This is a genomic window from Myxococcales bacterium, assembly GCA_016699535.1.
In the GTDB taxonomy this organism is placed as follows: domain Bacteria; phylum Myxococcota_A; class Polyangia; order Polyangiales.
In genome coordinates, this window is record CP064980.1 from 2789741 (window position 1) to 2812957 (window position 23217).

Consider the following 23217-nt stretch of genomic DNA (forward strand, 5'->3'; position numbering starts at 1 on the left):
GGGCCATCTGCCAGGTGAGATTGCCAAAACTGGCCAAAATTTCCGTCAACGCATTATTGTGGATGGCCCGCGATAAGAATGATCCGTTGAAATTGTTATCAAAAATGAAATCTCGCGGGTCTCTTTAAAAACGCGTTGGTCGCCTTGGTGGGTGGATGGAATTTATTGAATAATTTAGAGTTGTCAGCAACTGTGACATCCGAAATTATACACGTACGTACTAATTGTCATATCGCACGTACGCTTGGTGTGCTATCATTAAAGCATGAAGACCTCGGAACTTAGAGCCAACATCTATCGCGTCTTTGACGAAATTCTGCGTACGGGCAAGGCCGTTGTAATCGAACGCAATGGACGACGTCTGCGCATCGTGCCTGACGAGAGTGCTTCGATCATTGAACGGTTGCAAGACCGACCGGAGATATGGGCTTGTGATCCAGACAGTGTGGTTGAGCTCGATTGGGAATCAGAGTGGAGCGAATCGGATAAGGCATGAGCGAACAAGCTGCACTGCATCTCGATACACACATCGCCTTGTGGCTTTACGCCGGGGAGCGAGAACGTTTGCGCGTTTACGAAGCGCAGCTAAATAGCCACAAGTTATTTTGCTCCTCGCTTGTTAAACTCGAACTACAATATCTTTATGAGACAAGCCGTATCAAAGTTAAGGGTAAACAAATCGCAGATACTCTTTTCGGTGAACTTGGAATCTTGTTTACACAAAGCTCTCTTGGACAACTCACTGAAAAAGCGCTGCAACTTTCCTGGACTCGCGACCCTTTCGATCGTCTCATTTGTGCCGATGCCCTGGTTCACGACGCCAAACTACTGACGCGCGATCGAAGAATCATCCAAAACTTCGAAGCAGCATTGGCAGCACCTTAACCTATAGGGGCTTAAGTATCGACTGCGTCGCGCGCGATGTTATCCGCGTATACCTAACGGCGCGCGTCGTCGGGGCGCACCGAGAGCAAGAAGCGTTCGATAATACGATATCCCTCGGCTAACAATGGCAACTCGGTGTACTCGTTGCGCTGATGGGCTTGGGCTTGGGTGCCGGGGCCGAAGTTGACGGCTTTGACGCCAACGGCATCGAAACGTGCAACGTCAGTCCAAGCTTGTTTGGGCTCGACCGCTCGCACACCGCTGTCGGCTAGCTTTTTCACCAACGGGTCTGTGCCGTGTGGATGACCTGCAGGCGATAGATCCACCGGGACGACTTTCGCCCTACCCGCCACGATGCTCTCGAGTTCTTTGACCACATCCGTTGGGGTACGTCCGGGCGCAAAACGGAAGTTTACATTGACCTCAAAGATGTCGGGAACGATGTTGCGACTGCGACCGCCTTTGGCCATCGTCGGGCTGAGCACATCACGGTAGAGCAATCCGTCGATGATTTTTTCGACCGGCTCTCGCGCGCCCAACTCAGCCAAAACAGGCGCCGCTTTTACAATCGCATTGTCACCTTGCCAGGGCCGCGCGCTGTGTGCCGTGCGGCCTTCAAAAACAAGCGTAGCGTGCACCGAGCCTGTGCAGCCCAGCTGAAGCTTGTTGTCGCTCGGCTCAAGACAAATCGCTAAATCAAGCGAGCGCAGCACTTCAAACTCATCAATCATCGGCCCCAGGATATTCTCGTCAAACGGACCTTCTTCACGCTCGTAAAACACCAAATAAAGTTCAGCTGGTAAGTTTGAAAGATCCAAACGCTCAGCAAGTTCAATCATCACAGCCAAGCCCGACTTCATGTCGGCAGAGCCAGCTCCGTAAAGGCGTTCGCCTTCAATGCGCGCCGGACCATCATGCTGCGTGCGCACCGTATCGAGATGACCCACCAAGGCAATCTTCGGTAGTGACGGTCGATCATTTAGTTTAACCAGCAAGCTGTCGTGAAAACGAAAAACCGTGGCCTTCGGGACCGAGCGCCGCAAGCGTGCTTCGACATGATCACAAAGTGCTTTTTCCTCGCCGATGGGGCTATCAATCGCGGTGATTTCTAGCAAGGTTTTGGTGAGCGCATCGCTTAGAGCTGCATCATTCATGGCTAGACCGAAACCTGAAACTCACGAAGAGCGTCGTTGAGCGAGACTTTCTTATCGGTCGACTCGCTGCGTCTGCCGATAATCAGGGCGCAGGGAATTTGATACTCTCCTGCTGGAAACTCTTTTGCGCGGGTGCCGGGAATCACCACCGAACGCGGCGGAATATGCCCCTTCATGTGCACCGGCTCTTTAGCCGTGACGTCAATGATTTGCGTTGAAGACGTCAGTACCACGTTGGCTCCAAGCACAGCTTCAGCGCCCACATGCACGCCCTCGACTAAAATCGCACGAGAACCAATGAACGCACCATCCTCGATAATCACGGGCTTAGCCCCGGGCGGTTCAAGCACACCGCCGATACCGACGCCACCGGATAGATGCACATTCTTGCCAACTTGGGCGCAAGATCCCACGGTGGCCCACGTATCGACCATCGTGCCGCTTCCGACATAAGCGCCAATGTTGACGTAACCTGGCATCACCACACAGCCTGGTTCAAGAAAGGATCCGTAACGCACTGTGCCCGGGGGCACCACGCGCACCCTGGCTTGCTCCAAATTCTTCTTCAAGGGAATCTTGTCGTAAAACTCAAAAGGCGCACACTCCCAACGCTCCATGTTTTGCACGCCAAAATAAAGAAGGATGGCTTCTTTGAGCCAAGTGTTAACTTCCCACTCGCCGCTTTTTGGATTTTTTTCAGCGACGCGCACTTGGCCCTTATCCAAAAGCTCAATGGTCTCGAGGACCGCCTGCTGATAATGGTCGTCTTTGAGCTTATCGCGGTCTTGGTAAGCTTCTTCAATGGATTGTTTGAGTTTTTCAATAGACATTGTGGCGCGGACCATACGAAAAAAGCCAAAGCTTGATAAGCCCCCAGAAAAGACGCTAACTAAAGGCTGAATTTATGCCCGAATTGCCTGAAGTCGAAATCACCAAGCGCCAACTTGGCCCGCACCTCGTCGGTCATCGCATCGAAAAATCGCGATTTACCAAAGCAAGTTATTTCTTCTTAACTCCTCCAAGCACCCTACAACGCAAACTTCAAGACAGGGTTGTGACCAGGCTTGAGCGTCTGGGCAAATACCTGCTGCTCAGCTTCGAGACGGACGAACAGCTTCTACTTCACCTGGGCATGAGCGGGCAGCTCTTTTTCCCGGGACAATCAAGCGCGCTGCTGGATTCCTCCAAAAAAGGTCGCACGCTCAACTCAGAGGAGCAATGTCGCTTCAGCGCGGATGAGCACACGCACGCGCAGTTTATCCTCTCGAATAACAAACACTTGGTGTTTCGCGACGTGCGCAAGTTTGGAAAGATTCAGTGGCTTGCTCCAGGACAAAGCTCCGATCGGCTTAAAAAGCTCGGTCCCGATGCACTGAGTATCAGCGCAAAGCAACTGTGGACGGCTGCACAGCATCGCCGCATCGCTCTAAAAAGTTTTCTTTTGGATCAAAACGTCGTGGCTGGCATCGGCAATATCTACGCCGACGAGGCTTTGTTTTTGGCGAAACTGCATCCCGCCATGCCCGCCCACTCGCTCAGCAAAGAGCAAGCGAAGCTTCTGTGTACCAAGATAAAGCGTATTCTTAACGAAGCCATCGAAGCTGGCGGCTCCAGCTTAAAGGATTTCATTCAACCGGATGGCAAGCGGGGAAACTATCAAACTCAGCGCCTTGTCTATGGCCGCAAGGCAGAGCCCTGCCCTCGTTGCAATGCGCCCATCTCACACATCGTGCTGGGCGCACGCAGCAGCCATTTTTGCCCACGCTGCCAAGCTTAGAGCCTTCACGTCTTGCTCCGATTCAGCGAAGAAAGTGGAATAACGTTGTTTTGCAGGACGGCCACGGTTTGAGGAGCCGCAGACTGCGCCACAATGGCTCGTATCTGCTCGAAGTGTTCACGTTGCAGCGCACAAATACGTTCATAGTCCGCGTTCGAGCAGGCAAAGACATTGTAGTTCACCACGCCCGTGCGATTCTTTTGGACAGACGAATGCACCACCGACTGCTAATGCGCTAGCAACGTCCAAAACACGGCCGAGTTGTGATGCGTATCGACCGCTAACGCCTGACTAAGCACATGATGGCGACCATCCCATGCGATGACCTGCGCTTGCTCGAGCAACTTGAGCGTTTCTGCCACTACTTGCAACTCGAGACCGAGATAGTTTGCAATGAAGACATCGGAAGGCTCTGAGCGCTTTTGATAGGCTTGCGTCTCCAGTACGCGTGCGATGGCTTCAGCCCAAGGCACCGTCCAGGCAAGTTCTTGCAAAATGCGGCGCGCACGTTGCTCCTCACGCAATGAGGGAATCTGCTCAATACCCACAAGTTCATCCAGAAAGTCACCGACACGATGCGTGCATGCTTGGATCAAAGCCAAAAACTCCGGCAGCCTTGGCTCGCTTTTCGCTGAGAACCAACGACCCACCGAGTAGCGCGAATGACCCATGGCCTGTGCAACCGAGACCACGCTTTGCTTGCCTTTAAGCGCCGAGAGCCATAACGCAAGACCGAACTTGTCCAATGAAGCACAAAGCGCCACCGCATCCGCGCTCGACATAAACCGATTCATCGCAAGAGGCACATCCAAGCCCATCCGAAGGCAGGCCTTAAGCATGAGCAATCCGGTTGGAAACCGTCGCCCCGCCTCCCAATCGGCCGCGGTGTTGCTGCGATAATCAAGACGGCGCGAAAAGGCCATCTGTGAGCGATTGCCGCGAATGGTTCGCATAAGCTCTCGTGCTGCTAGTTTCACTACCCCAGAAAAGCACATTGCGTAGCGTATGCGGAGCCAACAAAGTGCAGAAATGCGAACGTTTCCTTGTTTTGGCTGTGCTCGCAATCATATTAGAATGATGGACCACGCATCATTCAAAGGGACGAGAGAACTTATGGCGATTTATCACTTACTTCAGGCTAGGGCCGCCCTAGCCATCGCATGCCTGGCGCTTTGCCTTGGGCTAGCGGCCTGCGCAAACTCCGAGGGGGGCCAATCCGGAGGAGGCACCAACACTGAAAATCCCCTATGCACCGAACTTTCACGACAAAGCATCGAGCGCGATACCATCGCTGAAGGATTTAGCGTCTCACTTGCCGACGAACTTGCTTTGTATACACAGGAGTTTTCTGGCGAACTTCTAGATGACAACGATGAGCTCGTCGGCCCCTTCTTCTTACAACTTACTGAAGCCGAAAACACGAAGCTCGAAGTCGTAAGACAAGAAGTTAATTCGGAATATGGTTCGATAGAGCCAGCGATTTTTCCCGTCAATGCGGGCGACAGCTGTGATGCCTTTTATGAGGCCAAGCTCGATTATCTCTTCCGAGTCGGCCCGGAAGATGCGCCCCTTGTGCAAATTGCCGGAACATATAATTTTCAATGGAGTAGCGCTCGGAAGCTAAACGCCTTTATCCAAAGCCCCATCGAGCAGGTGACGGGCTCCTATAAACCAAGCTTGGTCGCTGAGGCCTATCAAAACATTAACATGCATCTTTCCGTGTACAGCACACCATCGGAAACGATGCCACCAGAACCCAACGCCCTTGGCGGACAACTCGGTTGGCAGGGCGAGAAAATCAACGGGGATCCCGCCGAGCCCGACTCTACCGCCGAAGCTAAAAACGAAATCACAGGCACGTTCAGCCGCGAACTCTAAGTTTGTTCGGAGCTTTGAATGAAACTGCAGATGGTTTCTCTACTTTTTTGTAAAATGCACTTTAGCGTGCAAGTATTTATAATCCGAAAGATAGCCATCCGGGTTCAACACCGTGCTGTCAAACGGAACCAGCGACTCAAATGCGCAAGCACTGTCTTTGAGGACAGCGGTTTGGGCGCTTAGTGGCGTCGCCTTCCAGGCACCTGTTCCTGATTCCGCGGCAGGAAGCATGACCCAAACATGATCGATGCGGCGTCCGGGTTCCGGCGGAGCTTTGCACTCTGTAAGCGTACTGTCATGACAAGCTGAGCTTCCGTGTTCAGGATCGTTTTTCTGCCAGTCGCCGTGCACTTCGTTGTACACGTCGATGACACTGTCAACACAGCTTACTTGCGCGAACAACGCTCGAGTGCTCCAATATTCCTGGTTAAAATCTTCCGCTTCGATTGCGTTTTGGCATTCGCTGTCTTCTTCAGCGCACTGTGTCCCTTGGTAGACCACGTTGAGGTCGCCAAGCAACACCGTGGGCCAGTTTTTCCGTTCTGGATGCTGACATATTCGTTTTTCGATGAAGGAGACCATGGTTTGCAGTTGGCGCTCTCGCACCTGTACTTTATCCGATCCGCTGGCCTGCAGATGCGTGGTTAACACGTTAAGATCAATCCCATCGTCCAATGCACTGTTTTGTGAAGCGGGGACATGAATGGGCGCATACACCAAACCCTTGTCGGATAGACAATCCTCGCCTGCGCAGTCGCAATAGGCCCAGGCGGTGCTACCTAGCTCAAGGCTCCGTGCATCACTCGAATCAAAGAGGCCATCGTAGTCTTTATCCACGGCCTTGCCGACAAATCCGTGCTCGCTTAGCAAACTAAGACCACCGTTCGTGACTGAACGCGGATAGGAACCCAACTTGCCAGAAAACTCGACGCCATCATCGATGTAGCCGTTCTGCCCGTGGATATTGAAACACAAGCGCTCTAACCATGACGGCTGTTCAAAGGGGTTCCAATCTAGTTGAGTCCCCGCAGGAAGCGAAGTGAGCTCAGTGCTGTACAGTTGCACATCTTGACTGGAGCCATCCATGGCGAAATTGCTTTGTTGGACCAGGTTGTGTGTGTCGCCTACACGAAAGCTCTCTTGTAGGGCAACAACGTCAAAATGAAAGTCGCTGTCTTGTCCTTCCGGAGCTCGCAGCCAGTCTCCGATTTTCTCTGCTCTGCAGCTAGGATTGCTTCGAGGAAGCGGTCCAAGTCCAAGCTCTGGCGTACGCAAAAACACATTGAAAGTTAAGAAATCAACTTCAATGCCGCCACGCTGCTGACTACCAGACGAACCTTCAACAGCAGGCGCAGCACTGCATCCACTTATTACAGTCGTCACGCCCACTAATAGCAAACCACGGTATAGCAAAGGTACCTTCATGGTGCGATAAGTCGTTTTACTCATAGCACGCTATAGCCATGCAAATGTCAGGCCAGACAAAAGCCAAAAAAACATCAGTATTTTTCAGGAGTGAAAGTCCAAGCCTTCTAGGTATGGACCGTTGTGCCCAGTTAGGGATTATTTTGTCCCCAGCCGCACAAAGGGAATGGGGGGACCCTGGGCGACACCAAAGAAGCTTAGGTGATTGTAAACATCCCCTTCGATTACAGCGGACCAGGAGACGGTGTCCAAGCCTTCGACCAGCATTTCAGCTCCTGAAGACTCGCCAAACTGACCATCCCTCAGTTTAGAGCCTATTATCATTCTTGGAATGTTCTTCAGTATTCCGAACAACGATGGTGAGCCGACAATTATCGAAAGTTTTTGCGGCGAATCCGGATAAAAGAACAAACGAAAAAGCTTGAGGTTGATGGGAATAGACGCCACGCCAATCAGGTTAAACGAGCTTTGCGGCAAGGTTCGGCCATCGACGCTCACGGTCAACGACAAAGGTTCGATAACGCTTTTTCCTGCGCTGCCTGAAAAAGGCATCGTCACCAACAAACGCGCAATTAACAAACACGCCGTACTCACACCGGGCCTGGACGAGGCATAATAGTGTTTAAAAAACCGCGGCCCTACACCCGCCGGTGAACATGCAAAGGCAAGCAACCGTCTTTCGTCGCCGTCTTGATCGCGAACAGTGATATCCAGACTCGGTACCATTTCGATGGGAAGCTCGAAGCCTGAAACCAATCGTCCATTGAGTTGGCGCAAAAGTTCGACGCAATCGACACGATGCCCAAGATGGCTTGCTACAAAGTTAATCGTGCCAGAAGGCGTAATCAGCACGGCCGGCATCGCATGCGATTCCCACACCCTCGGAAAGGTATTCACAAACTCCCGCAGATAACAATGCAAGGTGCCATCCCCGCCATCAATCACCACGTACCGCGGCATCGCCGATGCCCAACTTGCAAGCAAAGCACGCAACTGCTCCATGCTCTGTGGTGCATGCACCTCAGCCAAATCGCCGGCCACAGCCTGCAACTGTCGCACGCGATTGGGACGATTGCGATTCTTACGGCTCTTTGGATTCGTTAGGACAACTACCGGCTTCATGCAATGAGCATGCTAACGAGATTAAGCGCAATGGGGAAGGCTTCCCTTCCCCATCAATGAGCAAATCGAGAAGCGTCCTCAGCTACCCAAACCCGGGAAGAAAAAGTTAACTTCGGCTTTGGCTGTCTCCGGACTATCGGAGCCATGACAGGCATTTTCCCCCACATCGGTACCGTAAGCTTTACGAATGGTGCCTGTATCTGCCTTGGCAGGATCAGTTGCACCCATCAGGTCGCGGTAGCGCGCAATAGCATTGTCCGCCTCAAGCGCACTAACCACCACTGGACCGCGAGTCATGAACTCGACAAGCTCGCCATAAAAAGGGCGCTCCTTGTGAACCGCGTAAAACTCCTCGGCTTGAGGTCGACTAAGATGAATCATGCGCAAGCCCTTGATGTTTAGGCCCGCTTTTTCAATCATCGCTAAGATGTTGCCGATGTTCTGTTTTTCAACTGCATCCGGTTTAATGATGCTTAAGGTTTTTTCTACTGCCATTGTTTTCTCCGTCTAAGTAAGCACGCTAGTTCAAAAGCGTCTTTAGTGTGGAACCCATATCTGATGGCGTTGCTGCCATTTTGACGCCTGCCGCTTGCAGAGCGTTAATCTTGTCTTTTGCAGTACCTTTGCCGCCCGAAATGATGGCGCCAGCATGTCCCATGCGTTTTCCAGGAGGCGCTGTGGTGCCTGCTATAAAGCCCACAACAGGCTTTTTGAAATTCGCTTTGATGTACTCGGCGGCTTTTTCCTCGGCGCTACCGCCAATCTCGCCAATCATGATCACCGCATCGGTATCCGGATCCGCCTGAAACGCGCTAAGCACATCAACAAAGTCGGTACCATTGATGGGATCTCCACCGATGCCGACACAACTGCTTTGACCAATACCCAATGCACTAAGCTGGCCAACCGCCTCGTAGGTCAGGGTCCCGCTGCGCGAAACCACACCAACCCGACCTTCTTGGTGAATGTGTCCTGGCATGATGCCGATTTTGCATGCACCTGGAGTGATAACTCCCGGGCAGTTCGGACCGATCAAGCGAGTCTTGCTTTGGCCATCGAGCACACGACGAACCTTGAGCATGTCCATCGCTGGAATGCCCTCGGTGATCGCCACAACAAGTTCGATGCCCGCATCGATTGCCTCTAAAATCGCATCGGCAGCAAATGGTGGTGGCACAAAAATGCACGCAGCATTTGCGCCGCTTTGCTCAACTGCCTTTGCCACGGTGTTGTACACCGGCACTTTTCCTTCAAAAGTCTCGCCTTCTTTGCCTGGCGTTACGCCTGCGACAAGCTGCGTGCCGTACTCAAGCATCTGTTGCGAATGAAAGGCGCCAGCGCTACCAGTAATCCCCTGAACCAAGAGACGGGTTTCTTTGTTTACAAATATAGCCATCGTTATTTGCTCTCGTTCACTAGTTTGACGATTTTCTCAGCGCCATCGGCCATGGTTGTGGCTGGCGTAATCGCCAAACCGGAATGCTCAAGCAGCTCGCGTCCTTTTTCAACGTTGGTGCCTTCGAGACGAACCACGAGAGGAACGCTAAGGCCAATCTCTTTGCTTGCGGCAATCACGCCTTCGGCAATAATGTCGCACTTCATGATGCCGCCAAAGATGTTGACGAAAATACCTTTGACATCTTCCGAACTCAAAATCATCTTAAACGCTTTTGTAACAGCTTCTTGCGTTGCGCCACCGCCCACGTCCAAGAAGTTTGCAGGCTCACCGCCAAAGTTCTTGATAATATCCATGGTAGCCATCGCGAGACCTGCACCATTAACCAAGCAACCAATGTTACCACTAAGCTGCACATAGCTCAGGCCAGCCGCTTTAGCTTCGAGTTCAACTGGATTCTCTTCGGTCAAATCACGTAGCTCATCCCACTGTTTGTGCCGAAAGGCAGCGCTGTCATCAAGATTGAGCTTGGCATCGAGTGCCAAAACATCGCCATCATTGGTTACGACCAAAGGATTGATTTCGGCAAGCGAGCAGTCCTCTTTAACAAACAGTTCGCTCAAACCCGAAAGGATCTTTGAAAACTGCTTCATGGCCGAATTGTCGAAGCACAGGGCATAGGCAAGCTGACGCATTTGATAAGGCATCAGACCCACGGCAGGATCCACAAAGACTTTGATAATTTTCTCCGGCGTCTTCTCGGCCACCTCTTCGATGTCCATGCCGCCTTCAGTTGATACCATGATCGCAACACGTTGTGTTTCGCGATCAAGTACCAAAGCAAGATAGAGCTCACGTGCAACAGCTAGCCCTTGCTCAACCAAAAGACGGCCTACCTTCTTGCCCTCCGGGCCGGTCTGATGAGTGACAAGTACTTTACCAAGTAGCTCGGAGGCAGCAGCGCATGCTGCAGCTGCCCCTTTTACTACTTTGACTCCACCGGCTTTGCCGCGCCCGCCAGCATGGATTTGAGCTTTGATGACCACCGTCTCGTTACCGGTTTGCTGGATCAAAGTCTTGGCGTGCGCTTCGGCTTCCTTCGCGTCAAACGCTGCCATGCCTTTGGGCACTGCAATGCCGTATTGCCTGAAGAGTTCTTTACCTTGGTACTCGTGTAAGTTCATCCATCCATCCGTGTCATGCTCGCGCCGCGCCAGCGTGCGCTCGACTAAAACTAAGAGCGTGGCGCTTTATAGCTTTTTTGCCGCGTCTAGCAACTCTGTAACCGCTTCCGCGCTCTTTTTTAGCATGCCTTTTTCATCGGCACTGAGCTCGACTTCAACGATTTTCTCGATACCGCCAGCGCCAATGACCACTGGAACGCCCAAATACAGGTCTTTTAGACCGTATTCACCGCTCAAATAGGCTGCACACGGCAGCATACGCTTTTGATCCTTCAGATAGCTTTCGGCCATCGCGATCGCGCCCGCAGCCGGTGCAAAATAAGCACTTGTGCCCATGAGCTTCACGATTTCGCCGCCACCAAAGCGTGTACGCTCAACGATGGCGTTAATGACGTCTTCTTTAATGAGCTGTCGAGCTGGCACACCGTTGATCGTGCAATAACTCAGACAAGGCACCATGGTATCGCCATGACCGCCGAGCACCATCGTCTTAACTTCCTTGACGCTCACACCAGCCGCCTCAGCCAAAAAGCATTGAAAGCGTGCGCCATCAAGTGCGCCGGCCATACCCACCACGCGCTTGGCATCAAAGCCGGTGACATTCTTCATCTCGTTAACCATCGCATCAAGTGGATTTGAGATCACGATCACAAAAGCCTTCGGAGCGTTCTTCTTGATGCCTTCGGCTACGGCGCGAATGATCTTCAGGTTAATCGAGAGCAAATCATCACGGCTCATGCCAGGTTTGCGAGGCACACCCGCGGTGACTATCACCACATCCGCACCCGCTATATCGGCATAGTTTGACGTGCCGATGATATTTGCATCGAAGCCATCAAGTGCACCGGCCTGCATCAGATCAAGCGCTTTGCCTTTGGCCACACCCTCTTTGTCCGGAATGTCGACTAACACGACATCGCCAAGCTCGCGCCGCGCTGCCAGCGCTGCAAGTTCCCCACCAATATTACCCGCGCCAATCAGCGCAATCTTTTTTCGTCCAGTCATGGTTCAATCTCCCATATGGCGAATCACTGCATCGCCAAATTCTGAGCATTTTATTTTTGTGGCTCCATCCATGAGCCGCGCAAAATCGTAAGTTACCGTCTTGGCGCCAATCGCACCGTTCATGCCTTTAACCACAAGCTCGGCAGCTTCCTTCCAGCCTAGATGCCTAAGCATCATCTCGCCGCTTAGAATCACCGAACCTGGATTCACCACGTCTTTATCGGCGTATTTCGGAGCCGTTCCGTGCGTGGCTTCAAAAATCGCATGCCCGCTCTCGTAGTTAATATTGCCGCCCGGCGCAATGCCGATGCCGCCCACTTGCGCAGCCAAAGCATCACTCAAATAATCGCCGTTGAGATTCAAGGTTGCAATCACCTCAAACTCGCCCGGCCGGGTAAGCACTTGTTGAAGCGCAATATCGGCTATCGCATCTTTGACAATAATCTTTCCGGCCTTTTGTGCAGCCGCTTGCTCTTTATTTGCGGCCTCTTCGCCTTGCTCAGCTTTGGTACGTTCCCACTCCGTCCAGGTGTAGCACTGATCTTTGAACTCACTTTCAGCAAGCTCATAACCCCATTTACGGAAAGCTCCCTCGGTGTACTTCATGATGTTGCCTTTGTGCACTAAGGCCACACTCGTACGTTTGTTCTCAATGGCATAGTTAATCGCCGCTCGGACTAAACGCTCCGTGCCCTCTTTCGAGACCGGTTTGATACCGATGCCAGAGCTTTGCGGGAAACGAATCTTACCATAACGCGCAGGGAAGCTTTCTTTGATAAAAGCCAGCACCTTTTGCACATCGGCACTACCCGCTTCAAACTCGATTCCAGCGTAGATATCCTCGGTATTCTCCCGAAATATCACCATATCGACAAGACCAGGCTGCTTGACGGGCGAAGGAGCACCTTCATACCAGCGCACCGGCCGCAAACAGGTATACAAGTCCAACAATTGCCGAAGCGCCACGTTCAGCGAGCTAAACCCACCGCCAATCGGTGTGGTCAAAGGCCCTTTGATCCCAACAAGATACTCGCGAAAACCTGCAACCGTTTGATCGGGAAGCCAGTTATTGAAGAGCTTAAAGGCTTTTTCGCCGGCATAAACTTCCCACCAGGCGATTTTCTTCTTGCCTCGATAGGCTTTTTCGACCGCCGCATCGAGCACGCGTTTTGAAGCCCGCCAAATATCAGGCCCGGTCCCATCTCCCTCAATAAAGGGCACAATGGGGTTGTCTGGCACATGGAGCTCACCAACCTTCGCTAAAGTAATGGGTTTTCCGCTCGCTGGCGGCGCAAAGCTCTGTTCTGCCATCGCACACCTCCATAATAGGGCGGCGCTTTGATACCACAATTAAGCTGCTTTGGGGCAGAAAGTGCGCATGGTAACCTACAAAGAGTTAATCGTTGTCGTATCCGATTGCTGGCGATGCGCCAACTGGAATCTTTGCAGTCGATAGTGAGCATTTTTTGCCCTACCTGAGGTCAACGAACCCCCTCCTAACCGATATTACCGTAGCAAATTCCGGTGATATTTCAGAGAAAATCTATGGCATCCTTTTTGCTTATACAGAAAGAGGGAGCTTGCGATGAGACATCTACGATTTTGGAAATACCACGTTATCCGTATTATCAGTGTAGCAAGCCTCCCGACCGTTCTGCTCAGCTGCACTCCACATGGTGGAGAATCTTTAAGTTCTGGCGGCAGTGCTCAATACCAAGAGAGCTGCAATCCCAATCAGTATTTGCGCTGGTTTCAAAAATCCAACGGGGATTTTTTGTCTCTAAGAGAAGGTCTCGGTTTGCGTGAATCCCCGATTCAATTTACCTACGGTGACGATATGGTCGACTCTTCTTCTGGAAGAATCATCCGGTATCCGAGCTGTCCGGTTGCAGCACCCGCTACACAACCCCTTCTTTTTCCAGTTTTCCTTGTCGACTTTGACGACTTTGAACCCACCACACGAAATGCAAACTATAGAAAAACCACCCCTGAAGATTTTGAGTCGTACCTAAACGACACCGTTTCCGAATACTATCGAGAAGCGTCCGGTCAACAACTTAACATCGAGTTCGAAGTGATTGGTTGGATAAAATCCAACGCCACCACAAATTCGGCGTTACGCTCGCGCGAAAGTTACCTCCAGTTGCGGTCTGACGGCAACGAAGATCGCTGTCTGAGTCGTAGCATCGTCAAAGATGCGCTCATCGATGCCGTGCGAGTACATGGAATTGATTTGCAACGATTTGATTCTGACAAAAACTTCGTCCTGGATGGCTTTGCCGTGGTCAATGAAGGGACGGTGAGTGTATGCAACTCTCCTCCCAACGAAATCGGATCAGGCGGGACACGCTCCTATTCATTCATGGTTTCAACCTGGGATGATTATGCCTACGACGATGAGAAAGCAGAAGAGCGTGTTCATTATCAAAACCTCCGAGATCTGTTGCCAGAGCTAAGCGAAGACTTGCTCATCTCCTACGGTTTTCATACGGCCGAGTACACTTCGAATGAGATTTCCCTAGCAGGGAGCACATCGACATGGATACATGAACTTGGCCACGTATTGCTAGGATATCAAGATTTCTATGGCTACTTTGAAGACAACCACAAACCTTACGAATTTGGCTCCTGGATGATGAGTAGCACTGGCGCAGAACGCCATCCCGCGGCGCTTGAAAAATGGCTCTTCGCGAAATGGCTCGAGCCCACAACGATATTTTCAAACGACCAGCCTCAAACCTTCACGGTTAAAACCAATGAGATTCCTGCAGGCAGCATTTACGAAGATTCCGCGTATCTCTACATTCTTCCGTTTCCAAACCACCCCGAACGATTTATCGCATTGAGAACCGTTGGTTTGCCGAGGACGGCAACGCTCAATCAAAATGGGCAAGCAAAGGAAACTACCATATGGAGAGCGGCCTCATGATCACCGAAGTCGATCTCGGTCGCAGCCATGGCAGCCACAAAGGTCCTCAACTGCATCGCGTGGTGCCTACGCGCGGTGATGTTACTACCGACACCGGACTGTTAGCTCTTGGCAGGGCATTCCTTAAGGATGAGGAGTTCAAGCATTGCTACGAAATCGAAGGGCAAATCGAACCTTTTTGTGTTTCGATCAGGAACTTGAGTTCACCGGAACCAAGTGCACAGTTTCAGGTGGGATTTTCGATTGGCGACTGTGGCTCCTACGGCGGGACGGTTTGTTACAATAATTTAACAGATGCTAATGAAGATGGCTGCGATGATAACTGGCCAATTCAGGACTCGGATCGCGCAGAAGTATGTCGCACTTACCGTGCTGCCAATCGAACTTCTCCCAGCATCGAATGGCAACTCCTTGGCGACCGCAACGGGCGCACTGACGACTGCCAACTTTGTATGGCGTATCGGCCCGGAAGGTCCGTCGGTAGCTGCGGAGAGCTTGGAGGCACCCATTGTTTCAATGTCCTCGACGACATAGATCCAGTGGATGGTTGCGATGACAACTGGTCAGCCGCTAACCAGTGCGATACCAATTCGTCCCAAAGCTGTGACTTGCAGGGACGTTATTTCCAAAATTTGGTATGCAGTGCTTACAACGATCTTTTCCGCAGGAGCAGAAATAATCAATGGCGCATCGCTGATGGCAGCGTATTAGGACAGACTGACGACTGCCAGATGTGTTTACGTTACCCAGCATACTAGTGCGCGACGTAGGCACTCTTTGATGCGCCAACGCTTCCAACAGGAACAAGCTCGCCTTGTCTTAGTTTGTTTAAGCCGGTTGAATTTCAGAGCAGCTTTCTCAACAGTGCTAATTTTCGTGCCACCGAAAAAGCAAATCAAAGCTTGTGGTGGAAGCATGAACGTTATCATCGACGGATGCTCGCCAATTGCTACGAGCAGACCGCCGCTCAGCTCAAAGATCAGAAACACCTTCAACATGAATTCTTTAAAAAGCGTGCTTCTGAAAAGCCAGCAGATACTTGGCAAGCTCATTTCGAGCATCTGGGTGCTTGGACTCGCAATCTTAGCAGCAGAGACACCTGCCCAAGCCTTTTTTCGCTGTATTGGGCATGGCAGCAACGTTATGCGCGGCTCTAAAACAAAGAGGCTTGCATCCAGCCACCGCTCGCCCTACCTTTAGCCAGTGAAGCCATCACCCAAAAGCTACGAAGAGTTTTGGCCCTACTATTTAGCTCAGCACCGGCATCCGGTCTCACGCACGTTGCATGTTTTAGGAACAACACTTGCTCTGTTTTGTCTCGCGCTATCTGTTTTCATCGATCTGCGTTGGATAATTGTTGCCCCCATAGTTGGCTACGGTCTTGCATGGACAGGCCATGTCGTTTTTGAGAAGAACAAACCCGCGACCTTTGGCCACCCTTTGTGGTCTTTGCGAGCTGACTTTCGCATGTGGCGATTAATACTCACAGGTCGGAAAATGCAAGCAAGCGAGCAAAACCGCCCGTAGCCAGCGGCCATGTTTGAGGTAAGTTGATATAGCACTGCGCTACTGTATCATTAGCCTGTGAACTTTCGCCAAACAAGCTTGCTTTGTATTCTTGTATTCGGGTTGGCCTGCGGGCGTATTGGTTTTGATTCACTCACCAACGCCGATACCGTTGACAGCAATGGCAATTGCACTGACGGCATTTTAAATGGAAACGAAAGCGCCATCGACTGCGGTGGCGCTTGCGCTGCATGTCCGCAAGATCAGACTTGCAACAATGGTAGCGATTGCGTTTCAGGCGTTTGTGCCAACAACCAATGCGCAGCAGTTGCTCATTGCTTGGATGCCGTCCTCAACAACGACGAAAGCGATATCGACTGTGGAGGAACAGACTGTTTACCCTGCGGTGACGGGCAAAACTGCCTAAACACATCGGATTGTGAATCAATGGTATGCGCAGTGGGGGTATGCCAAGTTCCATCTTGCAGTGACGGTGTGCAAAATGGCAATGAAGGCGGTGTGGATTGTGGCGGCTCGGCTTGCGACTTCTGTAGTGGCAGCACGGTGCTTACACCAACGTGGTCTCAGTCGAGTCGTGACTACTTTGGCTGGGACATCGACACCGATGGCAACTATTCCATCATTGGCTCTCCGGAAGATGACGAGCAAGGTTCTGCTGCTGGCGCGGTATATCTTGCTGAACGAAGCGGCCAGAGCTGGAGTATTGTTGAACGTATTACAGCTTCGGATCCAAACGCAGGCTACGAGTTTGGGATTTCGGTGGCGATTCATGGAAACTATGCCTTGGCGGGCGTTTACTTTGATCACACGATCGAAAACGATTCAGGAGCATTTTACGTCCTTGAACGCGCCAGTGATGGCAGCTGGAGTGAGTGCGCCAAAGTCAAAGCAGCCATACCTGTTGTATGGGAAAAAATGGGGTGGTCAGGACTAGTTTACGATGGACGCTATGCTTTTGTACCAGCTCCTTTTTATGGAGACAGCGAATCAGCGCAGGGCCAAGTTCATGTCTTTGAACGCAGCAGTGGTTGCAACTTCGTCGAACTGCAAGGCGCTGGCTTTCCTATACAAAACCCAAGCCCCACGCCTGATGCAAACTTTGGCATCGGCGTCGAGTTGGATGGCAGCTATCTAGCGATTAGCGCACCAGGTGACAGCAACGCCGGCAGTAATGTTGGTGCTGTTTATCTATTCACATTGCAAGGTTCTGAATGGTTTTTTTCACAAAGCATCGTTCCTCAAACACCGGTGAGCGGCGGTAGTTTTGGCGACGCAATAAGCCTAGTAGGTACACAATTGCTCATTGGTGCTTCGGGCTCTAACTCGACAAATGGAAACGCTTACATTTCAGAGCTTGTCAACGGAAGCTGGTCAAGCCCTCAGCTGACTTTGTCTGCTTCTCAGACTGTCGGGGAATACTACGGCGCAGGTGTTGGCATCGCAGGACAGACACTGTTGGTCGGCGCACCTCAAGGCAACAATATTTACTCGAATTTTGCAGGACGTATTGCGTCCTTCAGCAAAGATCAAAACGGCGACTGGAGCGAAGGCCCCGAAATCGCAGCCAACATCAATGGAAGCGAAGATGCGTTTTTCGGTGGTTTTTTTGGCAGCCCCATCGTTACCAAAAACGGCTGGACCTTGGTTAGCAGCATGCTCGATCCAAACGGACGCGTTTATTTCTATCCGTACTGAGGGTGGGTGCTACCAAGGCAAGACTTCGCCATTGGAATGCCAGAAACCGCCACTGTTTTTAGGTTAAGCTCTTCAAAACGCGCCATCATGCCTTTGACCGATTCAGGTGGATCGATATGGCCCGTGTTGGAGGTCATGTCGGTGCGTACATAACCCGGATGCACGATTCCCACGGCGATGCCGCGATCTTTGAGGTCATGCGCAAGCGAGACGCCTGCCATGTTTAATGCTGCTTTTGACATACGATAGCCGTAGCTGCCGCCAGAGGTGTTGTCCGCAATCGAACCCATACGAGATGTGACGATCAAGATTTTTGCGCCTTTGTTTAGATTCTCGAGCGTCGCGCGCACAACGCGCAGCGGACCTAAAGCATTGACTTCGAACTGCTCCCGGATGCTTTTAAAATCAAGTCGATCAAGACCTGTGCTTTGTAAGATACCCGCGTTTAAGACCAGAGCATCGAGTTTCGTGTCACCCAAGCGTTGCGGTACATCCAGCATGAGCTCGTCGGTACTCAAATCCATGCCCTGCTCGATTTGCACACCGAGCGCAGCCAGTGGCTCGCTGCTATGTCGACAAAACGCAAGCACCTCCCAGCCCTCTGATTTGAACTGCTTACAAAACTCCAAGCCAAGACCGCGATTGGCTCCTGTCACAATAACCTTTGGCATAGCACTCCCCTTTTTCGTTGCTCAAACGCTCGATAAACGGTTCAGCAAACCGAACGCCAAGGGCGGAGTATAGCTCAAGATGCCTTTTTTGTGGACCCCTCTGCGCGTGGATGGAAACGCGCGTGCACTTTTTGCAAGGTTTTTCCGCTCACATGCGTGTATATCTGTGTGGTTGAAATATCGGCATGACCAAGCATGGTTTGAAGCGCGCGTAAATCCGCCCCGCCTTCAAGCATATGCGTTGCGAATGAGTGCCTCAGTTTATGTGGCGAGATGTTTTTTGAGATACCAGCTTCGCGTGCGTAGTGCTTAATCCGATACCACAAGGCTTCTCGACTGAGCGCTTTGCCGCGAGCGCTCACAAACAACTCGCTGCACTGAGGCTTGGCCCATTTCGGGCGCAGCTTTTCGAGATAACGTTCGATGGCCTCTCTTGCCGGTTTGCCCAGAGGGACAAGCCGCTGCTTGCTGCCTTTTCCTGTAGCTCTAAGAAAACCAGATTCCAGTTGAATGTCCGCTAGCCGCAGCGAGCAAAGCTCAGAGACTCGCAAGCCTGCGGCATACATCGTGTGAAGCATCGCACGGTCACGCAAACCAAGGTCGGTGCCAGAATCCGGCGCATCAAGTAAGCGGACAATCTCGTCTTGACTTAGAACGACCGGCAGCCGTTGACCAAGTTTAGGTCCATCGATTAAATCGGTGGGGTCGGTTTTGATGATGCGCTCTTGCAACAAAAACCGCATCCAACCTTTTAGCGCAGAGAGATAACGCGCTTGGGAACGTGCGCTGATATTGCGTTTAGAAAGCTCGAGCAAAAACGCCGCCACGTCTTGAACGCCCAAAGCGTCAATTTGTCCAGATTTTTCTCGACAAAACCGCAAAAACGATTCAAATCCTTCGCATAAGCCTGCAAAGTGGCGCGTGAAAGCCCCCTTTCAACTTTCAAATGGTCCAAATAGGCATCAAGCCAGACATCGGCAGGCATGAAGATCCTGTAACACAAAGACCGGTAAAGCTAGAAAAACTGGTCAAATGATAGATAAAAACCAACCGGCTGCCGCTGCCGTACGATATCGCCGTTGTTGTAGACATACGGATGTTGACGGTAAAGTGGAAAGGCGAGGTCTAAACTCAGAACGCCAGGCTGCAGACCGCCGTATTCGAACTGAAAGCGTACGCCAAGCCCAGCCTCAGCTGCGCTACTTAGGCTTCCCGTGCGCACGTCGTTAAAGACCAAGCCTCCTCCAGCAAACGCTGCGACCTGAAGCTCGCGAATCCAAGCAAGGTGCAATGCATTCCACGCTTGGTCCGTCAGTAAGGTATAGCGGTGTTCAGCAACGGCGTAAGCTCGACCATCACCGAGCAGCTCATCGGGCTCAAACGCACGCAGCAAAAAGCGACCACCCAGAGCTTGCCGGTCAGCATCGAGCACCGGATGCACCGACACACCCACGCCGCCCACCAGCACAAGCACGTTGCGTAGACCCATTGGAATGGTCAAATTGCCTCTGCTCCCAGCGCTAAAGGTCGCTCCGAAACCGCCCGAATCTTTTTCCACCCCCGAAAGAGACAAACCAAGACCCAGGGAATGCCCCGTTCGCGGATCAACAAGATAACGGATGGAATTGAGGTTTGCGCCGACATTAAGTGAGCCGCTCCAACCGCCTTGGCCGCCATCGCCAAAACCACTGTGCAAACGTGAAAAACCCATCCCCACGTAGGCAGAGCCGATGCGGCGGTTGGTATGGACTTTGGGTCCGAAGCCTTGCACATAGCGTACTGAACCTCCGCTCGATGCGAAGGAAGTGCTCAAGCCAAAGGCCACTGCTTCATCAATGTTGTAGCGCTTGCGAATCGCAAAATCGACAAAACCTGTCACGCGAAATTGGTTAAAAAACATTGAGACCGAAGGCTTGCAAGAGCGGCGGTCTGAACGCATGGTTCGATGCATCGTCGGCTCGCGGGTGCCCGTCTGCTACCGCAGCGCTTTGCACCAGACGCATGTCTGGATCAATTTCAACTTCATCAAGTGGCGCATCGCTATGCAATATCACCACACCACGCTTTTTTCGCTCGTCCCAAGTGCCGCGCAGAACTTTTCCGTCTTCATCGACGGCTTGCACCGTAACGACTTCGCGAAACAGAGCTCCGTCTCGAAACACTTCAATCTCATGGACATATCCTTTTCCCTTGCCAAGCGACCGTGAACGCCATTTGCCAAGACGGTAGTTGACGGGCCTGTTTGGACCATCAAACCAATCTGGAAGATAGCCTAAAGCAACCGGTTTTATCTCGCGAAGCGCTTGCCGAATGCTGTGATGGCCGTCAAGCATCGCCCTATTAAACCGCTCTTGTTCTTGCACGGATAACACATCCCGAAGATGCTCAAGAATACGCCGTCCTTGGGCGATGTTGCGATAGGCGCGTGTCGGTTTATCACGAAAATGATCCGTGGTGTTTTGCCAAAAAAAGACGTCGTCGAAGGCAACTTGCGGCGCGTAGAGCAATTGATCGACGGCGGGATGAAAGGCCGCAAAGCCAACCAAATCCCGAGGACTACGTTTTTTTTGATGCTCACGTGCTTCGTTGAGATCACTAAGAATGCCTGCAAGCAACTCCTGATTGACCGCCAAATCGCAAGCCGGCACAAATTCCTTGAGCCAGAGATTCGCAGCATATTCAAACATCGCGCCGCGCAAGGCTCGCTCGTGAAACGCACGCATCGCTTGAATCGGAAAAATCTGAAACAAGCGATCCGAAATAATCACACCACCAGGCACCGTTGCCGCAAGTTCGGTCCGCGAATGACCCACGGTCATTGGAAAGGTTTCGGGCACAGGCAAGCCAAAAGCCGCGAGCGTAAGGCGCACTTGTCTTAGGTTCTTTTGGAGCAATTCCAGGCTTTTAACCGCGACAAGATCGTCTAAACCGAACTCGTTACGGCGATCCGCGGAGGGGGACTCATACACGCAGTCCCTCGAGTGAAGTGCAATCTGCGTTGCTCCGCTCCGTGTGTGCTGCAAGCACTGCTCATCGCTTAGTTGCAAAGGAATGTAGGGGCCACCGGTTTCGAGCGAAAGCCGCTGTGCACTACTCTTTTTCGGGCTCCATATCCAACCCTGCTCTTTTAACTGCACATCGACACGGTGAATCGATGCGCTATCGAAGGGCGAGCCTTGCTGAACAAGCAAGGGATACCAAGGCCCAAGCAAACTTAGTGAATCGCGCGCCATACCCAGACGACCAAAACGCTCTGGCAGCCTGAGCTTATACTTTATATCAATCCGATGTGTGCCTGTGCGAAGGCCTTCTGGAAAACGAACAAGCGCCTCAGAGCCGTGCACATCGAGAGCTTGGGCTGACTTTGGATTCGTCCTTTCAATGCTTACGCGGCGCTTTTGCCCGTCAATACGGACTTCGGTGATCTGAATTCCGCCTAAAGACTCCTCACCTGGGTAGATCCAGCGTGCGCTTATTTCGTCCATCGCCTGAGGCGATTTTTTCAAGCGATCCGCATAAAGCCAAAAACGAAGCTCGCTTTGTGTTTCATTGAGTTGCGCGATGATGCTCGTCGTCGCAAAAAGCGTACGCTCGCCTAAGGAAACATTTGCAACAGTATGATATTGCGTGTTTTTTTCGGCAAAAACCGTTTGCGGCACCACTCCCCAGCATAGGATGGCGAAAAGCACTGCACAACACGAGGCAGTCCAGCGTTTTATGAAGTTTATTGCCTTTGTCATGCACCAACTTCTCGTAACATTGCACGCTTAGTATTATATTTCTTAGACGATGGGTCGAATACTTGGTTTTATGGGTAAAGGTGCGCAAACGTGGGCACAAGTGCTTAGCGCGGAGTGCGACACTATTACGCGCATTGAGATGAACTCCCAAAAGGCAGCATGGGGCATTGCCTTTTATCAAGGCGATGAAATCCTCCATAAAAAGCGCCCTGAAGCAAGCACCGAAGACCTTGATTGGCGTGATCTTGCCGCAGACGTTAAAAGCGAATGCTTGCTTGCACAAGTTCGCGTGCCCTACTCCGAAAACTTTCGAATTGAAAACACCCAGCCTTTTCGTTTTAGGCGTTGGTCCTTTGCACACGTTGGCAATGTTAGGCGTCTTGATGCGGTGCACGATCAGCTGCAAGAAACCTTACCGGATTTTATTAAGCGAAACCTGCGGGGAGATACCGACAGCGAGCTTTTCTTTCACCTGCTCTTGGCTTCGATGCACGGACACAATCTATTGGATCGCTTTGATGTGGATGCTTTTGATGTTCTCACATCCATCCGGCAAACTTTGGAAGGAATGACCGAGGTATTAAATCAGGACACCCAAAGTCTTAGTTTCGTTTTGACGAATGGCAGACAGATGTTTGCTCTTAGCCATGGTGATATGCTTGCTTATCGGGCGTTGGTCCAACCAGACAATGACCGCAAGCCATCCGGTCATGTGCTAATCAGTGGACCACTTACGCAAATCCCGCCAGGATATACCAAGCTCCTTGAGAACACCGTGCTTTCAGTCAAACGCGACTTGTCCACCGAAATCCACCCGCTCTGAGAGTTA

The 23217-nt window shown here is 51.7% G+C and carries 23 protein-coding genes and 2 pseudogenes; 10 read left to right on the forward strand and 15 right to left on the reverse strand.

Annotated features, from left to right (window positions below; translation table 11 throughout):
- Positions 1–265 precede the first annotated feature (265 nt).
- The gene (locus IPJ88_13195) at positions 266–496 is read left to right on the forward strand and encodes a type II toxin-antitoxin system Phd/YefM family antitoxin (protein ID QQR89159.1); all 231 of its coding nucleotides are present in this window, start codon (positions 266–268) and stop codon (positions 494–496) included.
- Positions 493–885 carry a PIN domain-containing protein gene (locus IPJ88_13200; protein ID QQR89160.1) on the forward strand — a complete coding sequence of 131 codons (393 nt, stop codon included), beginning with the start codon at positions 493–495 and terminating at the stop codon, positions 883–885. Before IPJ88_13195 ends, IPJ88_13200 begins: the two co-directional genes overlap by 4 nt.
- Before the next feature lie 53 nt (positions 886–938).
- On the opposite strand, the gene dapE is transcribed toward IPJ88_13200, so the two are convergent.
- Entirely contained in the window at positions 939–2039 is a 1101-nt protein-coding gene (gene dapE, locus IPJ88_13205) for a succinyl-diaminopimelate desuccinylase (GenBank protein ID QQR89161.1), read from the reverse strand.
- 2 nt (positions 2040–2041) lie between these two features.
- On the reverse strand, positions 2042–2884 hold the full coding sequence (locus tag IPJ88_13210) for a 2,3,4,5-tetrahydropyridine-2,6-dicarboxylate N-succinyltransferase (GenBank protein QQR89162.1): 843 nt from the start codon (positions 2882–2884) through the stop codon (positions 2042–2044).
- A gap of 59 nt (positions 2885–2943) precedes the next feature.
- Between IPJ88_13210 and mutM the strand changes: the two genes are divergently transcribed.
- Positions 2944–3816, forward strand: a complete 873-nt coding sequence (gene mutM, locus IPJ88_13215) for a bifunctional DNA-formamidopyrimidine glycosylase/DNA-(apurinic or apyrimidinic site) lyase (protein ID QQR89163.1) — start codon at positions 2944–2946, stop codon at positions 3814–3816.
- A gap of 5 nt (positions 3817–3821) precedes the next feature.
- Here the strand turns inward: mutM and IPJ88_13220 are convergent, their stop codons facing one another.
- Together IPJ88_13220 and IPJ88_13225 are read right to left on the reverse strand one after the other, a co-directional pair.
- Complete coding sequence (locus tag IPJ88_13220) at positions 3822–4037, reverse strand: hypothetical protein (protein ID QQR89164.1); 216 nt, start codon at positions 4035–4037, stop codon at positions 3822–3824.
- 6 nt (positions 4038–4043) lie between these two features.
- A complete protein-coding gene (locus IPJ88_13225) occupies positions 4044–4793 on the reverse strand; it encodes a hypothetical protein (GenBank protein ID QQR89165.1) in 750 nt (249 codons plus the stop codon).
- A 136-nt stretch (positions 4794–4929) separates the two neighbouring features.
- Between IPJ88_13225 and IPJ88_13230 the strand changes: the two genes are divergently transcribed.
- The gene (locus tag IPJ88_13230) at positions 4930–5694 is read left to right on the forward strand and encodes a hypothetical protein (protein QQR89166.1); all 765 of its coding nucleotides are present in this window, start codon (positions 4930–4932) and stop codon (positions 5692–5694) included.
- 39 nt (positions 5695–5733) lie between these two features.
- Here the strand turns inward: IPJ88_13230 and IPJ88_13235 are convergent, their stop codons facing one another.
- The 7 genes from IPJ88_13235 to icd form a co-directional block, all read right to left on the reverse strand.
- A complete protein-coding gene (locus tag IPJ88_13235) occupies positions 5734–7143 on the reverse strand; it encodes a hypothetical protein (protein QQR89167.1) in 1410 nt (469 codons plus the stop codon).
- A gap of 114 nt (positions 7144–7257) precedes the next feature.
- A complete protein-coding gene (locus tag IPJ88_13240; GenBank protein QQR89168.1) occupies positions 7258–8241 on the reverse strand; it encodes a hypothetical protein in 984 nt (327 codons plus the stop codon).
- Between the two features lie 78 nt (positions 8242–8319).
- The gene (gene ndk, locus IPJ88_13245) at positions 8320–8736 is read right to left on the reverse strand and encodes a nucleoside-diphosphate kinase (GenBank protein ID QQR89169.1); all 417 of its coding nucleotides are present in this window, start codon (positions 8734–8736) and stop codon (positions 8320–8322) included.
- Between the two features lie 25 nt (positions 8737–8761).
- Positions 8762–9637 (reverse strand): succinate--CoA ligase subunit alpha, encoded by an 876-nt coding sequence (gene sucD / locus IPJ88_13250; protein QQR89170.1) that lies wholly within the window; start codon positions 9635–9637, stop codon positions 8762–8764.
- Between the two features lie 2 nt (positions 9638–9639).
- Positions 9640–10821 (reverse strand): ADP-forming succinate--CoA ligase subunit beta, encoded by a 1182-nt coding sequence (gene sucC, locus IPJ88_13255; protein QQR89171.1) that lies wholly within the window; start codon positions 10819–10821, stop codon positions 9640–9642.
- A gap of 66 nt (positions 10822–10887) precedes the next feature.
- On the reverse strand, positions 10888–11826 hold the full coding sequence (mdh, locus tag IPJ88_13260; protein ID QQR89172.1) for a malate dehydrogenase: 939 nt from the start codon (positions 11824–11826) through the stop codon (positions 10888–10890).
- 3 nt (positions 11827–11829) lie between these two features.
- Complete coding sequence (gene icd, locus IPJ88_13265) at positions 11830–13137, reverse strand: NADP-dependent isocitrate dehydrogenase (protein QQR89173.1); 1308 nt, start codon at positions 13135–13137, stop codon at positions 11830–11832.
- A gap of 274 nt (positions 13138–13411) precedes the next feature.
- On the opposite strand from icd, the gene IPJ88_13270 reads away from it, so the two are divergent.
- The 5 genes from IPJ88_13270 to IPJ88_13290 all read left to right on the forward strand — a co-directional run bounded on the left by IPJ88_13270 (position 13412) and on the right by IPJ88_13290 (position 17977).
- Positions 13412–14755, forward strand: coding sequence for a hypothetical protein (locus IPJ88_13270; GenBank protein ID QQR89174.1), 1344 nt, complete (start codon positions 13412–13414; stop codon positions 14753–14755).
- On the forward strand, positions 14752–15513 hold the full coding sequence (locus IPJ88_13275; GenBank protein QQR89175.1) for a hypothetical protein: 762 nt from the start codon (positions 14752–14754) through the stop codon (positions 15511–15513). The genes IPJ88_13270 and IPJ88_13275 overlap by 4 nt, the downstream gene beginning before the upstream one ends.
- Positions 15514–15579: 66 nt before the next feature.
- Positions 15580–15912, forward strand: a complete 333-nt coding sequence (locus IPJ88_13280) for a hypothetical protein (GenBank protein QQR89176.1) — start codon at positions 15580–15582, stop codon at positions 15910–15912.
- Between the two features lie 46 nt (positions 15913–15958).
- Positions 15959–16282, forward strand: coding sequence for a DUF962 domain-containing protein (locus IPJ88_13285; protein QQR89177.1), 324 nt, complete (start codon positions 15959–15961; stop codon positions 16280–16282).
- Positions 16283–16339: 57 nt separating this feature from the next.
- Positions 16340–17977, forward strand: a complete 1638-nt coding sequence (locus IPJ88_13290; GenBank protein QQR89178.1) for an FG-GAP repeat protein — start codon at positions 16340–16342, stop codon at positions 17975–17977.
- A gap of 9 nt (positions 17978–17986) precedes the next feature.
- On the opposite strand, the pseudogene IPJ88_13295 reads toward IPJ88_13290, so the two are convergent.
- The 4 genes and pseudogenes from IPJ88_13295 to IPJ88_13310 form a co-directional block, all read right to left on the reverse strand.
- Positions 17987–18648, reverse strand: a pseudogene (locus IPJ88_13295) (SDR family oxidoreductase).
- 74 nt (positions 18649–18722) lie between these two features.
- Positions 18723–19633 (reverse strand): annotated as a pseudogene (gene xerD / locus IPJ88_13300) (site-specific tyrosine recombinase XerD).
- 30 nt (positions 19634–19663) lie between these two features.
- On the reverse strand, positions 19664–20548 hold the full coding sequence (locus tag IPJ88_13305; protein ID QQR89179.1) for a hypothetical protein: 885 nt from the start codon (positions 20546–20548) through the stop codon (positions 19664–19666).
- Positions 20538–22388, reverse strand: coding sequence for a hypothetical protein (locus tag IPJ88_13310; GenBank protein QQR89180.1), 1851 nt, complete (start codon positions 22386–22388; stop codon positions 20538–20540). Before IPJ88_13310 ends, IPJ88_13305 begins: the two co-directional genes overlap by 11 nt.
- Before the next feature lie 49 nt (positions 22389–22437).
- Between IPJ88_13310 and IPJ88_13315 the strand changes: the two genes are divergently transcribed.
- Positions 22438–23211 carry a class II glutamine amidotransferase gene (locus IPJ88_13315; protein QQR89181.1) on the forward strand — a complete coding sequence of 258 codons (774 nt, stop codon included), beginning with the start codon at positions 22438–22440 and terminating at the stop codon, positions 23209–23211.
- The last annotated feature ends 6 nt before the right edge of the window (positions 23212–23217 follow it).